The sequence below is a fragment of the Rhodococcus sp. 21391 genome, from assembly GCF_016772255.1.
Lineage (GTDB): Bacteria > Actinomycetota > Actinomycetes > Mycobacteriales > Mycobacteriaceae > Rhodococcus_F > Rhodococcus_F opacus.
The window spans coordinates 4,364,029-4,385,479 of record NZ_CP063781.1 but is presented as its reverse complement, the minus strand read 5'-3'; the positions used below and the strand labels follow the sequence as shown (position 1 = coordinate 4,385,479).

The 21,451-nt window shown below is 67.6% G+C and carries 19 protein-coding genes; 12 read left to right on the top strand and 7 right to left on the bottom strand.

Going from position 1 to position 21,451, the window contains the following annotated elements:
• Positions 1 to 31 precede the first annotated feature (31 nt).
• Positions 32 to 2,155: an elongation factor G gene (locus GO592_RS20340; protein ID WP_007300225.1), complete on the bottom strand. Its 2,124-nt coding sequence runs from the start codon at positions 2,153 to 2,155 to the stop codon at positions 32 to 34.
• A 138-nt stretch (positions 2,156 to 2,293) separates the two neighbouring features.
• Between GO592_RS20340 and GO592_RS20335 the strand changes: the two genes are divergently transcribed.
• The gene (locus GO592_RS20335) at positions 2,294 to 2,761 is read left to right on the top strand and encodes an SRPBCC family protein (protein ID WP_007300226.1); all 468 of its coding nucleotides are present in this window, start codon (positions 2,294 to 2,296) and stop codon (positions 2,759 to 2,761) included.
• Here GO592_RS20335 and GO592_RS20330 read toward each other — a convergent pair.
• Complete coding sequence (locus GO592_RS20330) at positions 2,758 to 4,413, bottom strand: alkaline phosphatase D family protein (protein ID WP_007300227.1); 1,656 nt, start codon at positions 4,411 to 4,413, stop codon at positions 2,758 to 2,760. The two genes, GO592_RS20335 and GO592_RS20330, sit on opposite strands and share 4 nt — an antisense overlap.
• Before the next feature lie 124 nt (positions 4,414 to 4,537).
• Between GO592_RS20330 and GO592_RS20325 the strand changes: the two genes are divergently transcribed.
• From GO592_RS20325 to GO592_RS20305, 5 genes are all read left to right on the top strand, one after another.
• Entirely contained in the window at positions 4,538 to 4,750 is a 213-nt protein-coding gene (locus GO592_RS20325) for a DUF4287 domain-containing protein (protein ID WP_005253684.1), read from the top strand.
• Between the two features lie 150 nt (positions 4,751 to 4,900).
• The gene (gene htpG, locus GO592_RS20320; protein WP_007300228.1) at positions 4,901 to 6,829 is read left to right on the top strand and encodes a molecular chaperone HtpG; all 1,929 of its coding nucleotides are present in this window, start codon (positions 4,901 to 4,903) and stop codon (positions 6,827 to 6,829) included.
• 6 nt (positions 6,830 to 6,835) lie between these two features.
• Entirely contained in the window at positions 6,836 to 7,825 is a 990-nt protein-coding gene (locus GO592_RS20315; protein ID WP_039952724.1) for an SDR family NAD(P)-dependent oxidoreductase, read from the top strand.
• A gap of 19 nt (positions 7,826 to 7,844) precedes the next feature.
• Positions 7,845 to 8,414, top strand: a complete 570-nt coding sequence (locus GO592_RS20310) for a mismatch-specific DNA-glycosylase (RefSeq protein WP_007300230.1) — start codon at positions 7,845 to 7,847, stop codon at positions 8,412 to 8,414.
• A gap of 25 nt (positions 8,415 to 8,439) precedes the next feature.
• On the top strand, positions 8,440 to 8,790 hold the full coding sequence (locus tag GO592_RS20305; RefSeq protein WP_007300231.1) for a hypothetical protein: 351 nt from the start codon (positions 8,440 to 8,442) through the stop codon (positions 8,788 to 8,790).
• 13 nt (positions 8,791 to 8,803) lie between these two features.
• Here the strand turns inward: GO592_RS20305 and GO592_RS20300 are convergent, their stop codons facing one another.
• On the bottom strand, positions 8,804 to 10,198 hold the full coding sequence (locus GO592_RS20300) for an acyl-CoA dehydrogenase family protein (RefSeq protein ID WP_005253679.1): 1,395 nt from the start codon (positions 10,196 to 10,198) through the stop codon (positions 8,804 to 8,806).
• A 131-nt stretch (positions 10,199 to 10,329) separates the two neighbouring features.
• Between GO592_RS20300 and GO592_RS20295 the strand changes: the two genes are divergently transcribed.
• Positions 10,330 to 11,139: a class I SAM-dependent methyltransferase gene (locus GO592_RS20295; protein ID WP_007300232.1), complete on the top strand. Its 810-nt coding sequence runs from the start codon at positions 10,330 to 10,332 to the stop codon at positions 11,137 to 11,139.
• 52 nt (positions 11,140 to 11,191) lie between these two features.
• A complete protein-coding gene (locus GO592_RS20290) occupies positions 11,192 to 11,860 on the top strand; it encodes a L,D-transpeptidase family protein (protein ID WP_007300233.1) in 669 nt (222 codons plus the stop codon).
• 60 nt (positions 11,861 to 11,920) lie between these two features.
• Here GO592_RS20290 and GO592_RS20285 read toward each other — a convergent pair whose 3' ends face one another.
• Positions 11,921 to 13,618, bottom strand: coding sequence for a fumarate hydratase (locus GO592_RS20285; protein ID WP_007300234.1), 1,698 nt, complete (start codon positions 13,616 to 13,618; stop codon positions 11,921 to 11,923).
• 177 nt (positions 13,619 to 13,795) lie between these two features.
• On the opposite strand from GO592_RS20285, the gene GO592_RS20280 reads away from it, so the two are divergent.
• Positions 13,796 to 14,566 carry a type II CAAX endopeptidase family protein gene (locus GO592_RS20280; protein ID WP_007300235.1) on the top strand — a complete coding sequence of 257 codons (771 nt, stop codon included), beginning with the start codon at positions 13,796 to 13,798 and terminating at the stop codon, positions 14,564 to 14,566.
• Between the two features lie 9 nt (positions 14,567 to 14,575).
• Here GO592_RS20280 and GO592_RS20275 read toward each other — a convergent pair whose 3' ends face one another.
• Positions 14,576 to 15,820, bottom strand: coding sequence for an esterase/lipase family protein (locus tag GO592_RS20275; RefSeq protein ID WP_007300236.1), 1,245 nt, complete (start codon positions 15,818 to 15,820; stop codon positions 14,576 to 14,578).
• 325 nt (positions 15,821 to 16,145) lie between these two features.
• The gene (locus tag GO592_RS20270) at positions 16,146 to 16,283 is read right to left on the bottom strand and encodes a hypothetical protein (protein ID WP_009479155.1); all 138 of its coding nucleotides are present in this window, start codon (positions 16,281 to 16,283) and stop codon (positions 16,146 to 16,148) included.
• A gap of 304 nt (positions 16,284 to 16,587) precedes the next feature.
• Here GO592_RS20270 and GO592_RS20265 point away from each other — a divergent pair, with 304 nt between their 5' ends.
• Positions 16,588 to 17,109: an OmpA family protein gene (locus GO592_RS20265; protein WP_007300237.1), complete on the top strand. Its 522-nt coding sequence runs from the start codon at positions 16,588 to 16,590 to the stop codon at positions 17,107 to 17,109.
• Positions 17,110 to 17,118: 9 nt separating this feature from the next.
• Here the strand turns inward: GO592_RS20265 and GO592_RS20260 are convergent, their stop codons facing one another.
• A complete protein-coding gene (locus GO592_RS20260; RefSeq protein WP_007300238.1) occupies positions 17,119 to 18,249 on the bottom strand; it encodes an NADH:flavin oxidoreductase in 1,131 nt (376 codons plus the stop codon).
• Between the two features lie 138 nt (positions 18,250 to 18,387).
• Here GO592_RS20260 and GO592_RS20255 point away from each other — a divergent pair, with 138 nt between their 5' ends.
• The gene (locus tag GO592_RS20255) at positions 18,388 to 20,019 is read left to right on the top strand and encodes an amidohydrolase (protein ID WP_007300239.1); all 1,632 of its coding nucleotides are present in this window, start codon (positions 18,388 to 18,390) and stop codon (positions 20,017 to 20,019) included.
• Positions 20,016 to 21,419, top strand: coding sequence for a chloride channel protein (locus tag GO592_RS20250; protein WP_005574808.1), 1,404 nt, complete (start codon positions 20,016 to 20,018; stop codon positions 21,417 to 21,419). The genes GO592_RS20255 and GO592_RS20250 overlap by 4 nt, the downstream gene beginning before the upstream one ends.
• Positions 21,420 to 21,451 lie beyond the last annotated feature (32 nt).

The window sequence follows — 21,451 nt, the reverse complement described above, 5'->3', positions numbered from 1 at the left end:
AGAACGCTGCGTGCACGCTGGAAGGGCACTGTCAGCGCGGTTCGGGCCGCTCCTGGTAGCACTTGAAACTCAGTGCGAGACGGCCACGTCCGTGTGTCATCGAGCGCAGGGCGACCGGATAATCGGTGACCTCGCTCGTCGGCACCGACGCGATCACGGTGATCTCGCCGTCCCCCGCCGGTTCGGTGCCCTCGATCTGGCCGCGACGCCGTCCGAGATCCGCCATCACGTCACCCTGAAGCGCCGACGGCACCGTGACCTCGACGTGGTCGACGGGTTCGAGGACGAGGGTGCCCACCTTGTCGATGGCCGCCCGAAGGGCGAGTGCCCCCGCCATCCGGAAGCTGAAGTCGTCGGAGTCGACCGAGTGATGCTTACCGTCGAGAACGGTGGCTCGCAGGTCGACGAGCGGAAACCCGTGCCGGCCTCCGCGTCCCATCGATTCGGCGATCCCCTTGCCGACCGCGGGAATGAGGGACTTGGGTATCACTCCACCGCGGGTCTCGTCGACGAACTCGTAGCCCTCGTCGCGGGGGAGCGGCTCGAAGCGGACCGTCGCCACCCCGAACTGGCCGTGGCCGCCGCTCTGCTTCTTGTGGCGGCCCTCCGTCTCCACGGTGCCGAGCAGCGTCTCGCGGTAGGCGATCTTGACCGGTTCGGTCTGGAGGGTGATGCCGTACCGCCGCTTCAACCGGGTCAGCGCCACCTGCACGTGCACGTCGCCCGCGCCCCGGACCACCGTCTGGTGGGTTTCGCTGTCGCGGGTCACCTCCAGCGTCGGGTCGTCGCTGACGAGCTCCGCCAGGGCGGTCGCCAGTTTGTCCTCGTCGCCCGCGCTCTCGGCAGCCACGGCGATCCCGTACACGGGACGCCGGTGCACGATCGGAGGCACGGTGAGGGAGGAGCCGATCGGTGCGAGGGTGTCGCCCGTCGACACGTCCGTGAGCTTGATGGCGCCGACGATGTCGCCCGCCTCCGCGGTGTCGATCGCGGTGTGTTTACTGCCGAGGACGCGAAGGAGGTTGTGCAGGCGTTCCTTCGCGCCGGTGCGCTGATTGACGAGGACGTCATCGGCGTGCACGGTGCCGGACAGGATCTTCACCAACGCCACCTGCCCGACGTATTCGTCGGTCTGCGTCTTGAAGACGTACGCGAGCGGGTCCCCCGACGGATCGCACCGCACCTCGGCGACCCCGTCACCGCGCATTTTGGCGATCCCGTCACCGTGCACCTTGGCGACCCCGTCACCGTGCACCTTGGCGACCCCGTCACCGTGCACCTTGGCGACCCCGTCACCGTGCACCTCGATGCCCGGGACCTCCGACGGTGCGGGCGCGATCCGGCACACGAAGTCGAGCAACCGGTCGACGGCGATAGCATCGACGGCCGACCCGCACAGCACCGGCCACAGCGAGCCCGCCGCGAAACCCGCGCGGAGCGCGTGCTCGAGTTCGGCCACGGAGATGTCCTCCCCGTCGAGGTACTTCGACAGCAGGTCGTCCTCGATCTCGACCACGTCCTCCACGAGATGCTCGTGCTGTTCGTGCTCGCGGTCGGCGATGTCGGCGGGCAGTTCGTCGCTCGTGTTCGCGGACCCGCTGTCGTAGAGGATGACGTGCTCGGTGAGGAGATCGGCGACCCCGGTGAACGCCGACGCTTCGCCGACGGGCAGGTCGACCGGTTCGACTCCCGACCCGAAATGGTCGCGGATCCCGGCCAGGACGACATCGAACGACGCCCGCTCCTTGTCCATCTTGTTCACGAACAGGATGCGGGGGATGGATCGCTCGCCGGCCACCTGCCACAGCAACTCGTCGTTCACCTGCAGACCGCTGACTCCGTCGATCACGAACACGGCGACGTCCGCGACCCGGAGCGCGGTCGTCGCGTCGCCGACGAAGTCGGCGTAGCCCGGCGGGTCGAGGAGGTTGATCCGGTAGTCGCCCCACGAGAAGGAGGCCAGGCCGAGCGTCAGCGACTGCGTGCGGTCGTGCTCCTCGGGCTGGGTGTCGAGCACGGTGTTACCGCTCTCGACGCGTCCGGGCCGGGTGACGACACCGGCGCGGAAGAGCATCGCCTCCGCGAGCGTCGTCTTCCCGTTACCCTGATGTCCCACCAGAGCGATATTGCGGATCAGATCCGTCTCGGTCGTCACTGCTACCCCCACCACAGCACTGTCGTTGGGTCGCTCCCGACGATACCGCGCGCGCCACCGCCGGTGAGGCGTTATCTTCCACCTCGACAGGTGGGCGCGACGTCGGTCCACCACACCCGACACCGAATGGAGACCGGCATGGCTTTGGACGAGTTCCTCGTCGAACGTTCCACCGTCATCGATGCGAGCCCCGACGTCGTTCAGCCGCTTCTCGACAACTTCCGGCTGTGGCAGTCGTGGTCGCCGTGGGAGAACGTCGATCCCAACCTGAAGCGCACGTACTCCGGCCCGGAGTCGGGCGTCGGCGCCGCCTACGCCTGGGAGGGCAATCGCAAGGCGGGTGCGGGGTCGATGGTGATCACCGAGTCGGTGCCCGGCTCGAAGGTCGTGCTCGAGCTGAAATTCCTCAAACCGTTCAAGGCCGACAACGTCACGACGTTCCTCCTCGAGCCGAACAGCGCCGGGACCACCGTCCGCTGGCAGATGACCGGCAAGACCAACCGCTTCTTCACGATCGTGGGAGTCCTCTTCCCGATGGACAAGATGGTGGGCAAGGACTTCGAGAAGGGGCTCGCACAGCTGAAGGCGGCGGCCGAGCAGCGTTAGGCGTCCGTTCCCGTCGTCAACTCGAGGTCGGTCATGGTCCTGAATCGGGGCGTGCCGTCGCTGCCGTTGCGTGCCTGTTCCATCACGAGGCGGGCGGCCCGCCCGTTCAGGTGGAGAGTCGCGACCTGATCGCCGAAGAACGGTCCGGCGACCTTCGACCAGTCGATGGGGACGGGTGGCACCCGCGACACCCGGCCGAGGATGAAACGCACGGTCCGCTCGGTGGCGCGCCGCCACGAGATCCGGAACGTCACCTTCATGGCGGCCGGAACGTAGTTGTGCAGGGGCGAGCACGTCAGCTGATACACCAGTGACTGCAACCGCTCGGTGTAGTGCGCCTGCGCGACGTAGGCGTGGTGGACGTCCCCGGACAGCACCGAGATGGTGGACGGCGCCCGGCCCCCCGGCCCGGCCCGACGGCCTGCGCCGACCTCGGCGAAGAGGCGGGCGAGCCGGTCGAACGAGTCGCGAAACGCCGCCCAGTGCTCCAGGTCCGCTCCCCGCCGGATCTTCTCCGCCAAGGCCGCGACCCGTGGGCCACGGGACCCGGCGGCGAGGCGTTCGTCCCAGGACTCGAGGTCGTGAAGGGCGCGGGGCAGCAACCACGGCAGCGACGTGCCGACGAGCAGGTGGTCGTAGGTGCCCTCGGTCTGACGTTCGATCCAGGAGAATTCCGGGTCGGACACCATCTCGCGGCGACCGCCGGAGAGGATGCGACCGCACCTTGAGTCGATGACGAGCAGCCTCGCAACCCCGAGGTCCCGGCGATACGACCATTGCATGCCTTTGGCCCCGTCCGCTTCCTCGTCGGCGGCAGACGCGAATTCGCGGAGCATCGGCTCGACGTCGCCGCCGTGCTTCCGAACGCGTTGGTACAGTTCATTTTCGGCGAGGTGACTCGGCGCCAGGTTCCCGAGGTGCTGGTAGACCCAGTACGAGGACAGCGCGCCGACGATGCGCTCCTCCCACCACGACGTGGCCTCGATTTCGGCGCGCCAGGACTCCGAGGTGTTCCAGTCGTCCCGGACGTCGTGGTCGTCGAAGATCATCGACGTCGGCACCGTCGACATCAGCCAGCGCACCTGAGGGTCCGACCACGACTCGGCGTAGAGCCAGGTGTACTCCTCGAAATTGCGCACCTGCGGCCCCGGTGGCTCGTTCACGTCGTGGATCTCGGCGACCCGGGCCTCGGTCTCGGGGGAGAGTTCGTCGGCGTACACCTGATCCCCGAGCAGCAGCAGGGCGTCGGGCCACTGGTCCGGCGACTGTTCGGCCATCCGCACCGCATACGCGTCCAGGGCGTCGGCGCCGAGGTGCCGGTTGTCCTCCGTGGTGGACATCGTGGCGAACCGGCACGACCCGAACGTGAGGACGAGCGTGTCGTCGTCCTCCCGGAGCGTGCGGATCATCGAGGGGACGGCACTCGGCAACGGCCACACCGGGCGGCCGTCGAGGGCCACCTCGTACGGGGTGGTCGACCCGGGCTCCAGACCCTCCACGACGACGAGCGCATAGTGGTGACCCGACACGTTCCACGTGCGTTCCTCGTGGCCGAGGACCCGGACGGTGCACGCCTCCGACGTCTCGACCCACACCGTCGCATCGCACGTGCCGACATGTCTCAGCAGTGGTCCCAGAATCAGCTCCGCCACGACGTCACCTTGCCGATGTTCGTTCCATGCAGTCAGCTTACGGACGTCGGCGTCGGCGAGGGCGCTACATCCGAAGATGCCTGTCGGACAGTATGTGTCGGCGGGTGCCGGTAGCCTGTCGCGCATGGCTGAACCAGTGAAGGGGCCCGCGTCCTATTTCCCGTCGATCGAGGAGAAGTACGGTCGGCCGATCAGTGAATGGCAGACGCTCATCCGGTCGTCCGAGCTGACCAAGCACATGGAGTTGGTGAGCTGGCTGAAGTCCGAGCACGGCCTCGGTCACGGTCATGCCAATGCGTTGGTCGCGTACACCCTGAAGGAGGACGCCGCCGGCTGAGGGTCCCGGGCAGATCGGCGCCGGAGGTCCTCGCCTCCCCGGCGCGGCCGGATCCGGACCTCTCGCCACGATGAATCCGGTATTCGGCCGCGGGATATCATTCCGACGACGAATCTGGTGTCGAGGGTTCTGCTGTCGAAGGGAATCGAAGTGAGCACGAAAATCGAACAACTGGAGTTCCAGGCGGAGACCCGCCAGCTCCTGGACCTCATGATCCACTCGGTGTACTCCAACAAGGACTCGTTCCTGCGGGAGCTCATCTCCAACGCGTCGGATGCGCTGGACAAGTTGCGGCTCGAAGCCTTCCGCAACAAGGAGCTCCACGTCGACACGTCGGATCTGCACATCGAGATCGAGGTGGACGCGGAGCAGCGCACGCTCACCGTCCGCGACAACGGCATCGGCATGTCCCACGAGGAGGTCGTCGACCTCATCGGCACGCTGGCCAAGTCCGGCACCGCAGACCTACGCCGCAAGTTGAAGGAAGCGAAGGACGCCGCCGCCTCCGAGGAACTGATCGGGCAGTTCGGCATCGGCTTCTACTCGACGTTCATGGTCGCCGACAAGGTCACCCTCCTGACGCGGAAGGCAGGCGAGAGCGAGGCCACGCGCTGGGAGTCGAGCGGCGAGGCCACGTACACGATCGAAGCGGTCGACGACGCCCCGCAAGGCAGCTCCGTCACCCTGCACCTCAAGCCCGAGGACGCCGAGGATCACCTGCACGACTACACGTCGGAACGGAAGATCAGGGAGCTCGTCAAGCGCTACTCCGACTTCATCGCGTGGCCGATCCGGATGAACGTGGAGCGCACGGTCCCCGCGGAGGGCGACGGCGAGGACGAGGTCACCACGACGTCCGAGACGATCAACTCGATGAAGGCGCTGTGGGCGCGCTCGAAGGACGACGTCTCCGAGGACGAGTACAAGGAGTTCTACAAGCACATCGCCCACGCCTGGGACGATCCGCTCGAGGTCATCCCGATGAAGGCGGAGGGCACGTTCGAGTTCCAGGCGCTGCTGTTCATCCCGTCCCACGCGCCGTTCGACCTGTTCATGCGGGACGGGAAGACGGGTGTGCAGCTGTACGTCAAGCGCGTCTTCATCATGGACGACTGCGACCAGCTGATGCCGGAGTACCTCCGCTTCGTCAAGGGTGTGGTCGACGCTCAGGACCTGTCCCTCAACGTGTCCCGTGAGATCCTTCAGCAGGACCGGCAGATTCGTGCCATCCGGCGCAGGCTCACCAAGAAGGTCCTCACCACGATCAAGGACCTGAAGGCCGAGCGGCCCGACGACTACCGCACGTTCTGGGCGGAGTTCGGCCGCGCGGTCAAGGAAGGCCTGATGTCGGACACCGACAATCGGGATGTGCTGCTGGGTATCTCGTCGTTCGCGTCCACCCACAGCGAGGAGGAGCTGACCTCGCTCGAAGACTACGTGGCGCGGATGAAGGACGGTCAGGAGCAGATCTTCTACGCAACCGGCGAATCCCGGCAGCTGCTCGAGAGCTCACCGCACATGGAGGCCTTCCGCGCGAAGGGCTTCGAGGTGCTGCTGCTCACCGATCCGGTGGACGAGATGTGGGTCGGTGCCGTGCCGGAATTCGACGGCAAGTCGTTCCAGTCGATCGCCAAGGGCGAGGTCGATCTCGACACCGAGGAAGACAAGAAGGCGCACGAGTCGGAGCGGGAGGAGCAGGAGAAGGACTTCGCCGGCCTGCTCTCCTGGATGGCCGACGCGCTGAGCGAGCAGGTCAAGGAGGTGCGGCTGTCGACGCGGCTGACCACGTCGCCGGCCTGCATCGTCGGCGACGCGTTCAGCATGTCGCCGGCACTCGAGCGGATGTACCGGGCGTCCGGACAGCCCGTCCCCACCACGAAGCGCATCCTCGAGCTGAACCCGACCCACCCGCTCGTCACCGGGCTGCGGGAGGCGCACGGCGAACGCAACGAGGATCCGGCGCTGGGGGAGACCGCGGAGCTGCTCTACGGGATGGCGTTGCTGGCCGAGGGCGGCGAGCTAGAGGATCCCGCCCGGTTCACCACCATGCTCGCCAACCGTCTCGCCAGGACGGTGTAGTTCACCTTGCTCGTATTGGTCACGGGGGGAACAGGTTTCGTCGGGGCGTGGAGTGCGAAGGCGGCGGTGGACGCCGGTCACCGGGTGCGCTTCCTCGTGCGAGATCCTGCTCGCCTCGTGACCAGTGCCGCGGCACTCGGACTCGACACGTCCGATTACGTGGTCGGTGACATCACGGACGCCGAGTCCGTGCGCCGCGCTCTGGACGGCTGCGACGCCGTCATCCACGCCGCGGCCGTGGTCGCGGTCGACCCGCGGCGCGCGGAGGAGATGTTGCAGACCAACCTGGCCGGCGCGCAGAACGTGCTGGGAACCGCAGTCGAGCTGGGCCTCGACCCGATCGTCTACGTCTCGAGTATCGCCGCGCTGTTCCAGCCGGGGGCCCGGCTGCTCACTCCCGAACTGCCGGTGTGCGGGCCTCCCGACGCCTACGGCCGGAGCAAGGCACGTGTGGAGCAGTACGCTCGCGACCTTCAGACCGACGGCGCACCGATCGCGATCACCTATCCGGGCATGATCATCGGCCCGCCCGCGGGGAACCAGTTCGGCGAGGCGGCTCAGGCAGTCGAGGCCGCCGTTCACCTGCGGGGTCTGCCCGGGCGGAGCGCGGCGTGGACGATGGTCGACGTCCGGGAGGTGGCGAGCGCGCACGCCGCGCTCCTCGAGTCGGGACGCGGCGCCCGCCGGTACATGCTCGGTGGTCCCCGGATTTCGATCGCGGGGATCGCGGAGATGCTGGGCGTGATCACCGGCAAGTGGATGGGGGTGTTCCCGGTTCCGGACGCCGCGTTGCGCCTGGTGGGCAGACTGGTCGACGCCGTCGACCGGTTCGTCCCCATCGACACCCCGATTTCGGAGGCGGCGATGGAGTACTACACGCGGATGCCGGACACGGACGACCGCCCGAGCGAGAGCGAACTGGGTGTGAAGTACCGGGATTCGGCGGAGACCCTGGCCGACACCGTTGCGGGGCTGACGGAGGCGGGCCGACTGTGAGTGCGCAGGCGGACAGGCTGTGAGCTTCACTCGTGCGGAGTTGGAGTCGTTCCGGGACGCCGAGGTTGCGGACCTCATCGGACCGGGCTGCCGACTGCTGTTCGTCGGTATCAACCCGGGACTGTGGACGGCCGCGACCGGGGCGCATTTCGCGCGCCCGGGCAACCGATTCTATCCGGCCCTGCTGGCCGCGGGGATCATCGAGCGTCCGATCGATCCGACGGCAGGGATGTCGGACGCGGATCGCGATCACCTGATCGAGCGGGGCGTCGGCATCACCAACCTTGCCCCGCGTGCCACCGCGAAGGCGGACGAGTTGACCGGTGAGGAACTGGCCGTCGGCGCCGAGCGCTTGCGCACCATCGTCCGCGATACCGCTCCCCGGGTGGTCGCCGTCGCCGGAATCACCGCCTACCGCACGGCTTTCGGGGAGCGTGCCGCGAAGAAGGGCAAGCAGCCGCGCGACCTCGAGGGTGCGGAGTTGTGGCTGGTCCCGAACCCCAGCGGGCTCAACGCCCACGAAACCGTCGCCACGCTGGCCGCGTCGTACCGGGAGGCGGCGATCGAGGCGGGAATCGTATCCGGCTGACCGGGCAGGTCGCTAGGCTGCGGAGATGACCGTCGTCTACAACCTCTTCTTCGTCTGCCACCTGCTCGGCATGGCCGCCCTCGTCGGCGGCTATTTCGCGGTGCTCGGGGCGCCGCGGATCTCCGAGGTCATGGTGTGGGGTGCGCGGCTCCAGTTCGTGACAGGACTGATCCTGGTCGGGCTCGGCGAGGCCGCACTGGACAAGGATTACAACCACGTCAAGATCGGCGTGAAGCTTCTACTCTCACTGGTGGTGGTCGCGCTCGCCGAGATCGTCCGGGGCAAGCAGAAGAAGGGGCACGATAACCCGAACCTGGTCCACGTGACCGGTGGGCTCGGCATCGTCACCGTGCTCGTGGCCGCCCTCTGGACCTGATCCCGCGCCGGTTTCACTTCTTCGGTGGAGCAAGGATTTTCATCGCCAGTCGCTGCGCGGACTCGGGCATCCGGTCCTTCATCGACATCGCGAACTCGCCTGCCTTCGTGCGCACGGACGTGCCCCTGCCGAACCGCCGGTTGAAGGCGGATCCCTCGGTCGGCTGATCGAAGTGGAGGGGCGGGGCGCCGTCCGCGGCGCCGAGAGCGCGCCCGATCACCATCCGCTGAATCTCACTGGTGCCCTCGAAGATGGTGTACAGCTTGGCGTCCCGGTACCACTTCTCGACGGGGTGGTCGCTGATGTACCCCCACCCGCCCATCGTCTGCAGTGCGCGTTCGGTGGTCTTCACCGCGGCCTCCGACGCCGCGAGTTTCGCCATCGAGCCCTCGCCGTGGCGGAACTCCACTCCCGCCGCCGCCATCCACGACGCCCGCCAGGTGAGCAGCCGCGCGGCGTCGATCTGGGTCGCGAGGTCGGCCAGCGGAAATGCGATGCCCTGGTTGTCGATGATCGGGCCGCCGAACGCCTCGCGGCGGTTCGCGTACTCGGTGGCGTATTCGAGCGCTGCGCGGGCGATGCCCAGCGCCTGAGCGGCGACCATGGGGCGTGTCTGCTCGAACGTGCCGAGGGTGGCCGATTTGCGCCGGGGCGCGCCGGTGGCCACCTCTTCCTGCACCTCACGGGCCTTCCGCATGCGGTTCTGCAACTTGTCGTCGCCGCCGAGCAGATGATCGGCGGGAACCCGCACCTGATGGAACTTCAGCTCCGCCGTGTGCGACGCGCGGCAGCCCAACTTGTCGAGCTTGCGGACGAGTTCGATACCCGGACTTCCGCCGGGCACAACGAAGAGCGCCTGACCGCGATGGCCCAGGTCCGGGTCGACGGTCGCGTTCACGACGTGCACGTCGGCGATTCCCCCGTTGCCGATCCACATCTTGTGTCCCTCGATCACCCACTCGTCGCCGTCGCGCGTCGCGGTGGTCCGCAGATTGCGGACGTCGCTGCCGCCCTCGGGTTCGGAGATGCACAGTGCGGCGAGTTTCAGGTTGCCGGGCTCGCCGAAGCACTCGGGCGCCCAGCGCAGCATCTGCTCCGGCGTCGCGGCCTGCCCGATCGACGACAGCGCCAGCGCGGGCATCACGACGGCCAGCCCGATTCCGGCGCAACCCCAGAACAACTCCTCCATGAACAGGGGGAGGGACAGGCCGGTCGGGTCGCCGATGAGGTCGCGGTAGAACAGCGGACTGTAGAAGCCCTCCTGCGCGGCCTTCTCGAGAACGTCCCAGGGGAACTCCTGCGCGCGGTCGTGCTCGGCCGCCACCGGCCGGATCACGTTCTCCGCGAAGGCGTGCGTCCGCTCGACGAGGTCTTTCTGCGCCGGAGTGAGAGCGAGGCTGAAAGTCATGGCAGTCCCTCGGTTGCCGCGTTGGTGTGCAACAACGTAACACTCACGGCCTGTTGCGGGCGAGGTTCGCGTAATCCTATATGGTGAGATGGGAATCCCATTATCTGGTCGAAGTTGCTAGCGTCGGAGACATGAACGGCGACGAGACGGTCTACACCCACGGTCACGACGAATCGGTGCTGCGAAACCACCGATGGCGCACCGCCGAGAACTCCGCCGGTTATCTGCTCCCGCACCTGCGCGCAGGCATGGCGTTGCTCGACGTCGGGTGCGGGCCGGGCACGATCACCGCCGACCTCGCGGGACTCGTCGCACCCGGAGTCGTCACCGCCGTCGAGATGAACGACGAGGCGCTGTCCCTCGCCAGGAAGGAGTTCGCGAAGCGGGGAGTCCCGAACGTCCTGACCGTGGTGTCGGACGTCCACGCCCTCGACTTTCCCGACGACAGCTTCGACGTCGTGCACGCGCATCAGGTCCTGCAACACGTCGGCGATCCGGTGCAGGCGCTGCGCGAGATGAAGCGGGTGTGCAGGCCCGGTGGAATCGTCGCCGCCCGCGACGCCGACTACGGCACCTTCACATGGTTCCCGCCGACACCGGAACTCGACGAATGGCTGACGCTGTACAACTCCATCGCGCGGGCGAACGGTGGTGAACCGGACACCGGACGTCGCCTGCGGGCGTGGGCGCACGAGGCGGGTCTCGCCGACGTCGTGAACACCGCGAGCGCGTGGTGCTTCTCCTCCGACGAGGATCGCGAGTGGTGGGGAGGGTCCTGGGCCGATCGCTCGCTGCAGTCGCACTACGCGGACCGGGCGCTCGAACTGGGGCTCGCCACCGGGGCGGACCTGGAACGCATCGCGGCGGGCTGGCGTTCGTGGGTGCGGGAGGACGACGGCTGGTTCGCGCTGCTGCACAGCGAGATCCTCTGCCGGGTGTAGCAGCGCGGAGGGAAATCTCGCAACGAGTGCCCGAGGATGGAACACTCGCCCCATGACGACGTTACGGGTGGGTCGACTGTGGTTGGCGGGACTGATGGTGGCTCTGATCGGGCTGGTGCTCGCACCCGGCGCCTCCGCAGCCCCGGACAGAGCAGTCTTCTCCGGCGCCTCGGACCAGGTGATCACGGTCTACGCGCCGTCCGTGGGGGCAGTGGTCGCCGAACTGACCGCCTGGGAACGGACTGCGGACGGCACGTGGCAGGTGTTCGCGGGCCCCGTCCCCGCCGACGTCGGCGCAGAAGGAATCGGTGCGGCGAACGAATTCTCCACCCGCACGCCGGCCGGGGTCTTTCCGCTGTCACAGGCGTTCGGCCGGCAGCCCGCACCGGAGACGGCGATGCCGTATTTCCAGTCGGACCGGCGGGACTGGTGGGATTCGAATCCGCTCTCGCCCACGTACAACACGCACGTCCGGCAGGACGCGAGCCCCGGTGGTAACAGCGAGAACCTCTACGCGGCCGGACCGCTGTACGACTACGCGGCCGCGATCGGCTACAACGCCGCCCGCGTTCCCGGCCTCGGTTCGGCGATGTTCCTGCACGTCACGGACGGCACCACCACCGAAGGGTGCGTCGCCATCGACCGCGACACGCTGACCTCACTCCTCGGCCGGCTCGACCCGGCGAAGAACCCCGTCGTCGAGATCGCCGTAGGCGCGTAGCGCCCGTGCGCCTTTCTGGTTGCTCCAGCTACCAAAAAGGCGCACGGGCGGCGGAGCCGCCTACAGGCCGGGGCGCTTGCCGATGGTGAGGGTGGGGGTGGAGACACCGGCGAAGAAGTCCTCGCCCTTGTCGTCGACCACGATGAACGCGGGGAAGTCCTCGACCTCGATCTTCCAGACCGCTTCCATGCCGAGCTCTTCGTACTCGACGATCTCGACCTTCTTGATGCAGTCGAGGGCGAGACGCGCCGCGGGACCGCCGATGGACCCGAGGTAGAAGCCGCCGTACGACTTGCATGCGTCGGTGACCTGCTTGGAGCGGTTGCCCTTCGCGAGCATCACCATCGAACCGCCCGCGGCCTGGAACTGCTCCACGTAGGAGTCCATGCGACCGGCGGTGGTGGGGCCGAAGGAACCGGACGCCATGCCGTCGGGGGTCTTGGCCGGGCCGGCGTAGTACACCGGGTGGTCCTTGAGGTACTGCGGCATGTCCTCGCCGGCGTCGAGCCGTTCTTTGATCTTGGCGTGGGCGATGTCGCGCGCGACGACGAGCGGGCCGGTGAGCGACAGCCGCGTCTTCACCGGGTGCTTGGACAGCTCGGCGAGGATTTCGGGCATCGGCTTGGTGAGGTCGATCTTCACGGCGGCGCCCTTGCCGGTGCCGGAGACGCCGTCGGTCTCGGCGTCGAGCTGGGCGTCGGTGACCTCGGGGAGGAACTTCCCCGGGTTGAATTCGAGCTGCTCGAGGAAGACGCCCTCGGGGGTGATCTTCGCCTTGGCCTGGCGGTCCGCCGAGCAGGACACGGCGAGAGCGACGGGCAGCGACGCGCCGTGACGGGGGAGGCGGATGACGCGGACGTCGTGGCAGAAGTACTTGCCGCCGAACTGTGCGCCGATGCCGATCTGACGCGTCAGCTCGAGCACCTTCTCCTCGAGTTCCAGGTCGCGGAATCCGCGGCCGGTGATCGCACCCTCGTTGGGGAGTTCGTCCAGGTAGTGCGCCGACGCGTACTTGGCCGTCTTGAGCGCGAACTCCGCGGACGTGCCGCCCACGACGATCGCGAGGTGGTACGGCGGGCAGGCTGCAGTGCCGAGGGCGCGGATCTTCTCCTCGAGGAACCGCATCATGCCGTCCGGGTTCAGGATCGCCTTGGTCTCCTGGAACAGGTAGGACTTGTTGGCGCTGCCGCCGCCCTTGGCCATGTACAGGAACTTGTAGGCGTTCTCGTGGCCGGTCGCCGTGTCGGCGTAGAGCTCGATCTGGGCGGGGAGGTTGCTCCCGGTGTTCTTCTCGTCCCACATCGTGATCGGCGCGTTCTGCGAGTACCGCAGGTTGAGCCGGGTGTAGGCGTCGTAGACCCCCCGGGCGATGGCCTTCTCGTCGTCGCCGGGGGTGAGGACGTGCTGGCCGCGCTTGCCCATGACGATCGCGGTGCCGGTGTCCTGACACATCGGCAGCACGCCGGCGGCGGAGATGTTGGCGTTCTTGAGCAGATCGAGTGCCACGAACTTGTCGTTGCCCGATGCCTCGGGATCGTCGAGGATGCTCGCGAGCTGCTTCAGATGGTCGCTGCGCAGGTAATGCGAGATGTCGTGGAGCGCGGTCTCGGTGAGCAGGCGCAGCGCCTCGGGCTCGACGGACAGGAAGGTGCGGCCGTCGGGTCCTTCGACAGTCGACACCCCCTCGGTGGTCAGCAGCCGATACTCGGTGGGGTCCTCACCGATCGGCAGCAAGTCCTCGTAGAGGAAGTCGGCCATTCTATCTCCTGGACAGCGGGTTGTGTGAAGTTCGTATCCAGGCTAGACGCGGGCTCCGGCAGCCCTGTGACGCGGGGGCATGCTTCGACCTGCGCAGTGGCGTGGCTCACAGAGGTTTCACAGACGAATCCGTACACTTGACTTGATGCGTGTACACGGAGCAGATCGGCCGGCCGAATGACCCTTGAAGTCCAGTGCGCCGGAGCTGTCGACGGCGAGAAGTCCGGTGCACGCGCCGAGCGGCCCGTGCTGCACGCCTACCTCGACATCGCGATCGTGGTGGTCGTCCTCGCGGCCACGAATCTGATCGCGCACTTCACCACCGCGTGGGCGAGCATCGCCACCGTTCCCATCGCCGCTGTCGTGCTGCTCGTGCTCATCCGCCGCCGCGGGCTCGGCTGGGCAGAACTGGGTCTCTCGCCCCGGCACTGGCGAAAAGGTTCGTTGTACGCGCTGGCGGCGATGGGACTCGTGATCGGCGTCGTGGCGATCGGCGCAGCCCTGCCGATCACCCGCCCCTTCTTCATGGCCGACCGGTACGCCACCCTGTCCGGTGCGCTCATCGCGTCGATGATCGTCATCCCGTTGCAGACCGTCATCCCCGAGGAGCTCGCGTTCCGCGGCGTGCTGCACGGCACCCTCGACCGGGTGTACGGCGCACGTGGTGTCTTCGCGGCGGGATCGCTGATGTTCGGCCTCTGGCACATCGCGTCTTCGCTGGGACTGACGTCGGGCAACAAGGGACTGTCCAGCTTCCTCGGTGGCGGCGTCCTCGGTCAGGTGCTCGGCATCTTCGCGGCGGTGGTCGCGACCGCGGCCGCGGGCGTCGTGTTCACGTGGCTCCGTCGCCGCAGCGGCAGTCTGATCGCGCCCATCGCGCTGCACTGGTCGCTGAACGGCGCGGGTGCGCTCGCCGCCGCCATCGTGTGGCACACGACCATGGCCTGAGTCCGCAAGTCAGCCGGCTTCCGGCGTTCCGAGCCATTCGAGCAGCTTCTCGTACACCGACTCGTGGTTGAGCATCGTGAAATGGTTCGCGGGCGCGAGGTGCATGCCGTCCTCGTCGCGGAAGCCGATCATCCGCGTCCGGTTACGGCCGGACGCACTCGGCACGAGCACCATGCCGTCGCCGAGCAGGCGTCCCAGCGGGTGTCTCGGGCTGCGCGTGATGGTCGCGGAGACGAAGCAGTACGTCACGCCGTCGAGGAGCGGGACCTCACTGCACGCCGCGGCGCGGAGCGCGTCGGGATCGCGATCGCGCCAGTCCTCGTCGACGAGCGAACCCTGGTTCAGATCGCGGATGCCGGCGCTCCTTCTGCGCAGGAGCCCGGAGATCGCCCGCGTCTCGGGCAGTGCGGCCAGGCCGGCGCTCGCGTAGTGGACGGCCTGCTCCAACGGGGCTCCGAGGTGGGGTGAGCCGAGACTCACGACATGTTGAACCCGCCTCACCCACGGGCGGTCGTCGAGGAAGGCGATCCGGCAGGCGCTGCGGGCCACGAGGCCACCCATGGAATGCCCGACGAGGGCGATCGACTCGACCTGGACCGGCCAGTGCTCGGTGACCGCGTCCAGGAGTTCGGACAGGCTCCTGCCGTTGTCCGAGATGTGCCTGCCGGAGTTGTACCGGATCTGCAACGCCGTGTACCCCAGGTCCGTCCCGAGCCGTTCACCGTAGGTGGGACGGCGACCCAGTGCCCACGCGTCCTCGGTCTCGACGAGTCCGTGCAGGAAGACGACGATGCGGCCACCGGCGCGCGGGAAGGCGTCGGCGAGCGTGCCCGCGTCCGGTGCGAGCGCGACACCGTTCACCCGTATCGACAGGGGTGCGGCGAGCGGCGACCCCTCCGATTCCAGTACGTCGCCGATCAGACCCTGGATCGCGGCGATGGCCTGGGCTCCGCGGCGTGTCTGGGACGGGGCGACGTTCTCCGACGACGGGAGATCGAGGTACCGTCCTGCGAGGGAACCACCGAGACGTGCGGTGTCGGCGACGAGTGTGTACGCGGCGCCCGAGATCTCGTCGTGGAGCAGTTTGGCGGGGACGGCGTGGGAGCCGACACCGAGCCGGATGCCGGCGAAGACACGATCCGAGATGGCGCGGTGGATGCTGCCGATGCCGGTGGCGGCGGCCCCGATTTCCTCGAGGGCCAGCCGGGCGAGGGCCCGCACCTCGGAGCGGCGTCTGATCTGCGGGTCGGTCACGAGATTTGAGTGTACGCATGTGCACTGAGATGCGCGCGTGTTACGGAAGTACCGAACATATGCGCCGTAGTCGATTATTTCGAGAATAAATCAACGGTGAAGCGGAAAAGTTGATCTTCGGAAGGTCGACCCAATTGGTCGACCGACCAATTCCGGGTAACTCGCTGGTGACGTGGATAATGAACATGTTCACGTCACGCATTAATCGCCGTGATAGGTACGTGATTGAGTCGAACGAAGTGTGCCGACAACGCCGTGACGGGGCTCGCGCGCCTGAGCGTGCGAACCCCGTCACGGGTGTTCAAGTCTTGTGCCAGCGGAAATGCTAGCCAATCGTGGCCGCGGCCGCGGTTGCGGCGTCTGCGCCACCGCCCAATGCGTCGGCGGAACCCGAGAAGAAGTCCAGGGCACCGGCGAGGTCGGAGAAGGCGGAGAAGAATTCGGACAGGAAGGCGAGATCCATGCTTTTAACTCCTTGCTCGGTTGTGGGCATTTATGTCGGCGCTGAGCGGGCGCCGGATTCATTCCTACCGTTATTGAAATGAGATCGCAATCCGAAGGTTTAACCGAAATGAAACGCGGGACGAATTACCGGGTTCCGACCAGGTGAGAAGCCCGTGTCCGGATTCACATCCGTCGGGCCTGATCCCACGATGTGGGAGCCGCGGCGCTGCCTGAATACCGCCGTCGCCGGGCGCCGGCGGGGCTATCCTCGTCCCACGACGTGTAGCGCCTTCCGGACATACCGACGTATAGGGGAATCCATCATGCGCAAGACCATCGTCACCGGTATCGCGGTCGCGGCCATCGCTCTGCTCGGCGCGGCCGGCTGTTCCGACGACAGTTCGAACGAGGCTCCGATCGCGACCACGACGACCTCCTCGGCGTCCGACCGGGTGGAAGGCGCGATCAGCAGTGTCCAAGCCACGGCGTCGTCCGCCGTGAACACCGCGCGAGAGGCCACGCAGAACGCGATCAACTCGGCCATCGCGGCGGTCCCGATCGGATTCGAGTCGGGAACCGCCGAGCTCAACGCGATCTCCGACGTCACCGTCAGCGCAGTGGCCGCAGCGCTGAACGCCAGCGACAACAACATCCGGATCGAGGCGTACGCCACCAACTCGGACGAGTCCGCCGCCGAACTGCTGGCCGATCAGCGCGCCCAGGCCGTCGCAAACGCACTCGAGGCCAAGGGCGTCGACAAGAGCCGTATCTCCGTCGAAGGAACGGCGAACCCGCCCGAAGGCGTGAACGCCGATCAGGTGGAGATCACCGTCGAGGACAGCTGACCGGCACGGTCAGTGCAGGACCGTCCGGTGCTCGTTGCTGTACGGGATGTGCTCGGCGGTCCTGCCGTCGCGGAGTTTGAGCACCCACTCGGGATCGGACAGCAGCGCGCGACCGACGGCCACGAGGTCGAACTCGCCGTTCTCGTACTGCCGGAGCAGGCGGTCGATACCGGCGGTGTTCGACGCGCCGTCCGAGGTGAAGGCCGTCGTGAACACGTCGTCGAGGCCCACCGAACCGACCGTGATGGTGGGTAGTCCGGTCAGCCGTTTGGTCCAGCCGGCCAGGCCCAGTTCCCCGTCCTCACCGGCCAGCTCGGCGAACGCCGGTTCCCAGTGCCTGCGGGTGGAGGGGTGCAGCACGTCGACACCGGCGGCGACGAGGGGTGCGAGCACGGCCGCGAGTTCGTCGGGGGATTGTGCTATCCGGGAGTCGTAGTGGTTCGACTTCCACTGGCTGAAGCGGTAGACGATCGCGAAGTCCTCGCCGACGGCCTCGCGGATCGCTGCGACCACTTCGGCGGGGAACCGGGTGCGGGCCAGGGCGGATCCGCCGTAGCCGTCGGTGCGGACATTCGTGCGGTCCCACAGGAACTGGTCGAGCAGGTAGCCGTGGGCCCCGTGGAGTTCGATGCCGTCGAAGCCCACGTCGCGTGCGTTGACGGCGGCCGCGACCCACGACTCGCGCAGCGCGTCGAGATCGGATTCGGTGAATTCGCGTCCCAGGCGGGTCCCGTCCAGAGCGATTCCGGACGGGCTGGCGGTGGTCACGTCAGGATTCAGGCGGGGCTGCGGGCCGCGTTCGACGCCCAGGTGCCAGAGCTGCGGGATGATCTGCCCGCCCTCGTCGTGGACGGCGTCCACGACCGACTTCCAGCCGGCGAGGCTGTCCGGTCCGTAGAGCCGCGGCACCCGGGTGTGAGATCCGGCGGCCGGGTCGGGGATGTACGTCCCCTCGGTGATGACGAGTCCGACGCCGCCCGCCGCACGCCGCCGGTAGTAGGCCGCGACATCGTCCCCGGGAATGCCGCCGGGGGAGAAAGCCCTGGTCATGGGCGCCATTGCGAAGCGGTTCCGCAGCTGGAGGGATTTGACGGCGAACGGCTCGAAGAGGCCGTCGACGGGCAGCGGTGTTTCGGTCATGCCTGTCTGCAACTGATCTTGGTTACGCACTATTCCTGCATATGGCCTGCTGTGTAGTTGTAATCTGAAGTCACAGTCGACACTCGCTGCCGGCGCGTGGGCCCTCGCCCGTGCCCGGTCTGACGGGAGGGTGCACTGATGGGCACGAACGACGCACAAGCTGCCGATCTGGTGCTTTTCGGTGACGTGGTCACCATGAACGACGCCGCGCCACGCGCTCGGGCGGTCGCGGTGCGCGACGGGCGGATCGCCGCTGTCGGCAGCGACGCCGCGGTGTTTCCGCTGATCGGACCGGCAACGATCACGGTCGACGTGCACCGCGCATGCATACTCCCGGGATTCATCGAGGCGCACGGCCACCCGCTGAACTCCGCGGTGTTGCTCGGTGAACCGGTCGTGGACATCAGGCCGGTGACCATCGCCGACGCGGGGGAGGTGGTCGACGCCGTCCGCCGCGCCGTCGACGAACACCCCGACGGCGCCGTGCTCAACGGCTGGGACCCACTGCTGCAGAAAGGGCTGCCCGAGCCGACCCGTGACTGGCTCAATTCCGTCGCTCCCGATACGTCCCTGGTGATCCTGCACAACACCGGCCACGTGGCCTACTTCAACGACGTCGCCGCGCGGGAATCCGGATTGACCAAGGACACGCCGGACCCGGAGGGCGGCAGTTTCGGTCGTGACAAGTCGGGTGAACTGGACGGTTCGGCGTTCGAGGCGCCCGCGGTGATGGCGGTGGCAGCCTCGATCCTCGCGGGCGCGACCACCCGGCTCCCGGAGCTCCTCGCCGCGGAATGCGCGCGGATGAACGCGGCGGGCATCACCACCGCCAGTGAGATGGCATTCGACCCACGGTTCCGGAGCGCCCTGACGGCGTTCGCCCGGTCCGGCGCTCTCACCACCCGACTGCGGTTGTACGAGATGTCCAACCCGGAGCGCACCTCCGAAGTCTCACCCGGAGTCGGCAACGACCTGCTGCGCCAGGTGGGCATCAAGATCTGGTCGGACGGGTCGCCGTGGGTGGGCAATGCGGCCACCAGCTTTCCGTACCTCGACACCGACGTCACTCGATCGCTCGGCCTCGCCGGAACGCGTGGCGAGGCCAATTACACCGAGGACGAGATTCTCGAGATCAGCAAGCCGTATTTCGAGAACGGCTGGCAGATCTCCTGCCATGCCAACGGTGACGCCGCGGTCACCCTGGTCCTCGACGCGTGGGAGCGGATGCTCGCCGACTCGCCACGCGAAGACCACCGACTCCGGCTCGAGCACGTCGGGGCGATGACCCCGGACCAGTTCCGCCGAGCGACCGAACTCGGCGTCACGTGCAGCCTTTTCGTCGACCACCTCTACTACTGGGGCGACGTGCTCGTCGACGACCTGTTCGGTCCCGAGCGCGGAGCACGCTGGGCGGCTGCCGGTTCCGCGATCAAAGCGGGCCAGCGGATCTCGTTCCACAACGACGGCCCGGTCACCCCGACCAACCCGCTGCGCAACATCGCCGACGCCGTCACCCGCCGCACCCGATCGGGACGTGTGCTCGCTCCCGAGGAACGGATCTCCGTCCCGGATGCCCTGCGGGCGGAGACGATCAACTCGGCGTGGCACCTCCGGAGCGAGGACGCCATCGGGGCGATCGTCCCCGGTATGCACGCCGATCTCGTCGTGTTGTCGGCCAACCCGCTTCTGGTGGATCCCGACGACATCGCGGGTCTCGAGGTGCTCGCCACGATCCTGGAGGGTCGGACGGTCTTCGGAAAGCTGGAGTGATCCGGGTGGCGCCCGGGTCGAGGGCTCTGCGGTCGATCGGGACGTCAGCCGGAAACTGGATCCGGACTTCGGGTTACACCCGCAAATGGCTGGTTCTCGGCGTCGTGATCGGGATCGTCGCCGGGCTCGGAGCGGTCGTGTTCTACGTCGCGCTGTCGGAGGCGACGCAACTGCTGATCGTCGGCATCGGGGGTTACCACCCGCCGACCGCGGCGGGTGACGGTGGGGCGGTCGGCAGCCGGGAGTTCACGAGACCGTGGGCAATCCCGCTCGTGGTGTGCCTGGGTGGTCTGGTGTCGGGCATCATCGTGTTCACGCTGGCACCGGAGGCCGAGGGGCACGGCACCGACGCGGCGATCGACGCCGTTCACCGGGACCCCCGCATGATCCGCGTCCGCGTCGTCCTCGTGAAGCTGGTCGCGTCCGCCATCACGATCGGGTCCGGCGGATCCGGCGGTCGCGAGGGACCCACCGCGCAGATCTCGGCGGGTTTCGGATCGCTGCTCGCCCGCAGGCTGGACCTGTCCCCACGGGACGGCCGAATCGCCGTGGCGATCGGGATCGGCTCCGGTATCGGCGCGATCTTCGGCGCCCCGCTCGGCGGCGCGGTGTTGTGCTGCACGATTCCCTACAAGGAAGACTTCGATTTCGAGGTGCTTGTGCCGGCGCTGGTCACGTCGATCGTCAGCTACACGGTGTTCGGCAGCTTCCTCGGATTCGGGCCGCTGTTCGGGTACGCCGCTCAGGACTACGTCTTCGACACCCCGGTCCAGCTGGTGTGGTTCGCGCTCATCGGTGTGCTCGGCGGCCTGATCGGATTGCTGTACAGCGGGACGTTCTACACGGCCGTCGATCTCACCCACCGTCTGCCCGGCAGCCGGATCGTCAAACCGGCGGTCGGCGGGCTGCTCGTCGGACTGATGGCGCTCGTGTTGCCGGAGGTGCTGGGCAGCGGTTACGGCTGGATCCAGCAGTCGATGGCCCGCGCCGACCTCACGGCGATCCCGCTGTGGGTGGTGCTGCTGTTGCCGTTCGCGAAGATCCTCGCGACGTCGCTGTCCATCGGCTCGGGGGGATCCGGCGGCATCTTCGGCCCGGGAATGGTGATCGGGGCGTTCACCGGCGCAGCGGTGTGGCGACTGCTGGAACCGTTTGCCCCGGGCGTCCCCGACAATCCGGCGCCCTTCGTCATCGTCGGCATGATGGCCTGCTTCGGGAGCATCGCCCGCGCTCCTCTCGCGGTCATGCTGATGGTCGCGGAGATGACGGGCAGCGTCGGTGTGCTGGTGCCGGGAATGATCGCCGTCGGGCTCGCCTATCTCATCGTGCGCCGATCGGGGAAGACGATCTACCGGGCGCAGCTCGAGAACCGTGCGGAAGCTCGGCTCGCCCCGGGATGATCGGATCGGGGTCCGTGTGCGGAGTGCCGGGT

Coding starts and splice junctions, on each gene's coding strand:
- GO592_RS20335 (WP_007300226.1), top strand. CDS start 2,294: ATGGCTTTGGACGAGTTCCTCGTCGAACGTTCCACCGTCATCGATGCG.
- GO592_RS20325 (WP_005253684.1), top strand. CDS start 4,538: ATGGCTGAACCAGTGAAGGGGCCCGCGTCCTATTTCCCGTCGATCGAG.
- GO592_RS20305 (WP_007300231.1), top strand. CDS start 8,440: ATGACCGTCGTCTACAACCTCTTCTTCGTCTGCCACCTGCTCGGCATG.
- GO592_RS20300 (WP_005253679.1), bottom strand. CDS start 10,198: ATGACTTTCAGCCTCGCTCTCACTCCGGCGCAGAAAGACCTCGTCGAG.
- GO592_RS20295 (WP_007300232.1), top strand. CDS start 10,330: ATGAACGGCGACGAGACGGTCTACACCCACGGTCACGACGAATCGGTG.
- GO592_RS20290 (WP_007300233.1), top strand. CDS start 11,192: ATGACGACGTTACGGGTGGGTCGACTGTGGTTGGCGGGACTGATGGTG.
- GO592_RS20285 (WP_007300234.1), bottom strand. CDS start 13,618: ATGGCCGACTTCCTCTACGAGGACTTGCTGCCGATCGGTGAGGACCCC.
- GO592_RS20280 (WP_007300235.1), top strand. CDS start 13,796: ATGACCCTTGAAGTCCAGTGCGCCGGAGCTGTCGACGGCGAGAAGTCC.
- GO592_RS20270 (WP_009479155.1), bottom strand. CDS start 16,283: ATGGATCTCGCCTTCCTGTCCGAATTCTTCTCCGCCTTCTCCGACCTC.
- GO592_RS20265 (WP_007300237.1), top strand. CDS start 16,588: ATGCGCAAGACCATCGTCACCGGTATCGCGGTCGCGGCCATCGCTCTG.
- GO592_RS20260 (WP_007300238.1), bottom strand. CDS start 18,249: ATGACCGAAACACCGCTGCCCGTCGACGGCCTCTTCGAGCCGTTCGCC.
- GO592_RS20255 (WP_007300239.1), top strand. CDS start 18,388: ATGGGCACGAACGACGCACAAGCTGCCGATCTGGTGCTTTTCGGTGAC.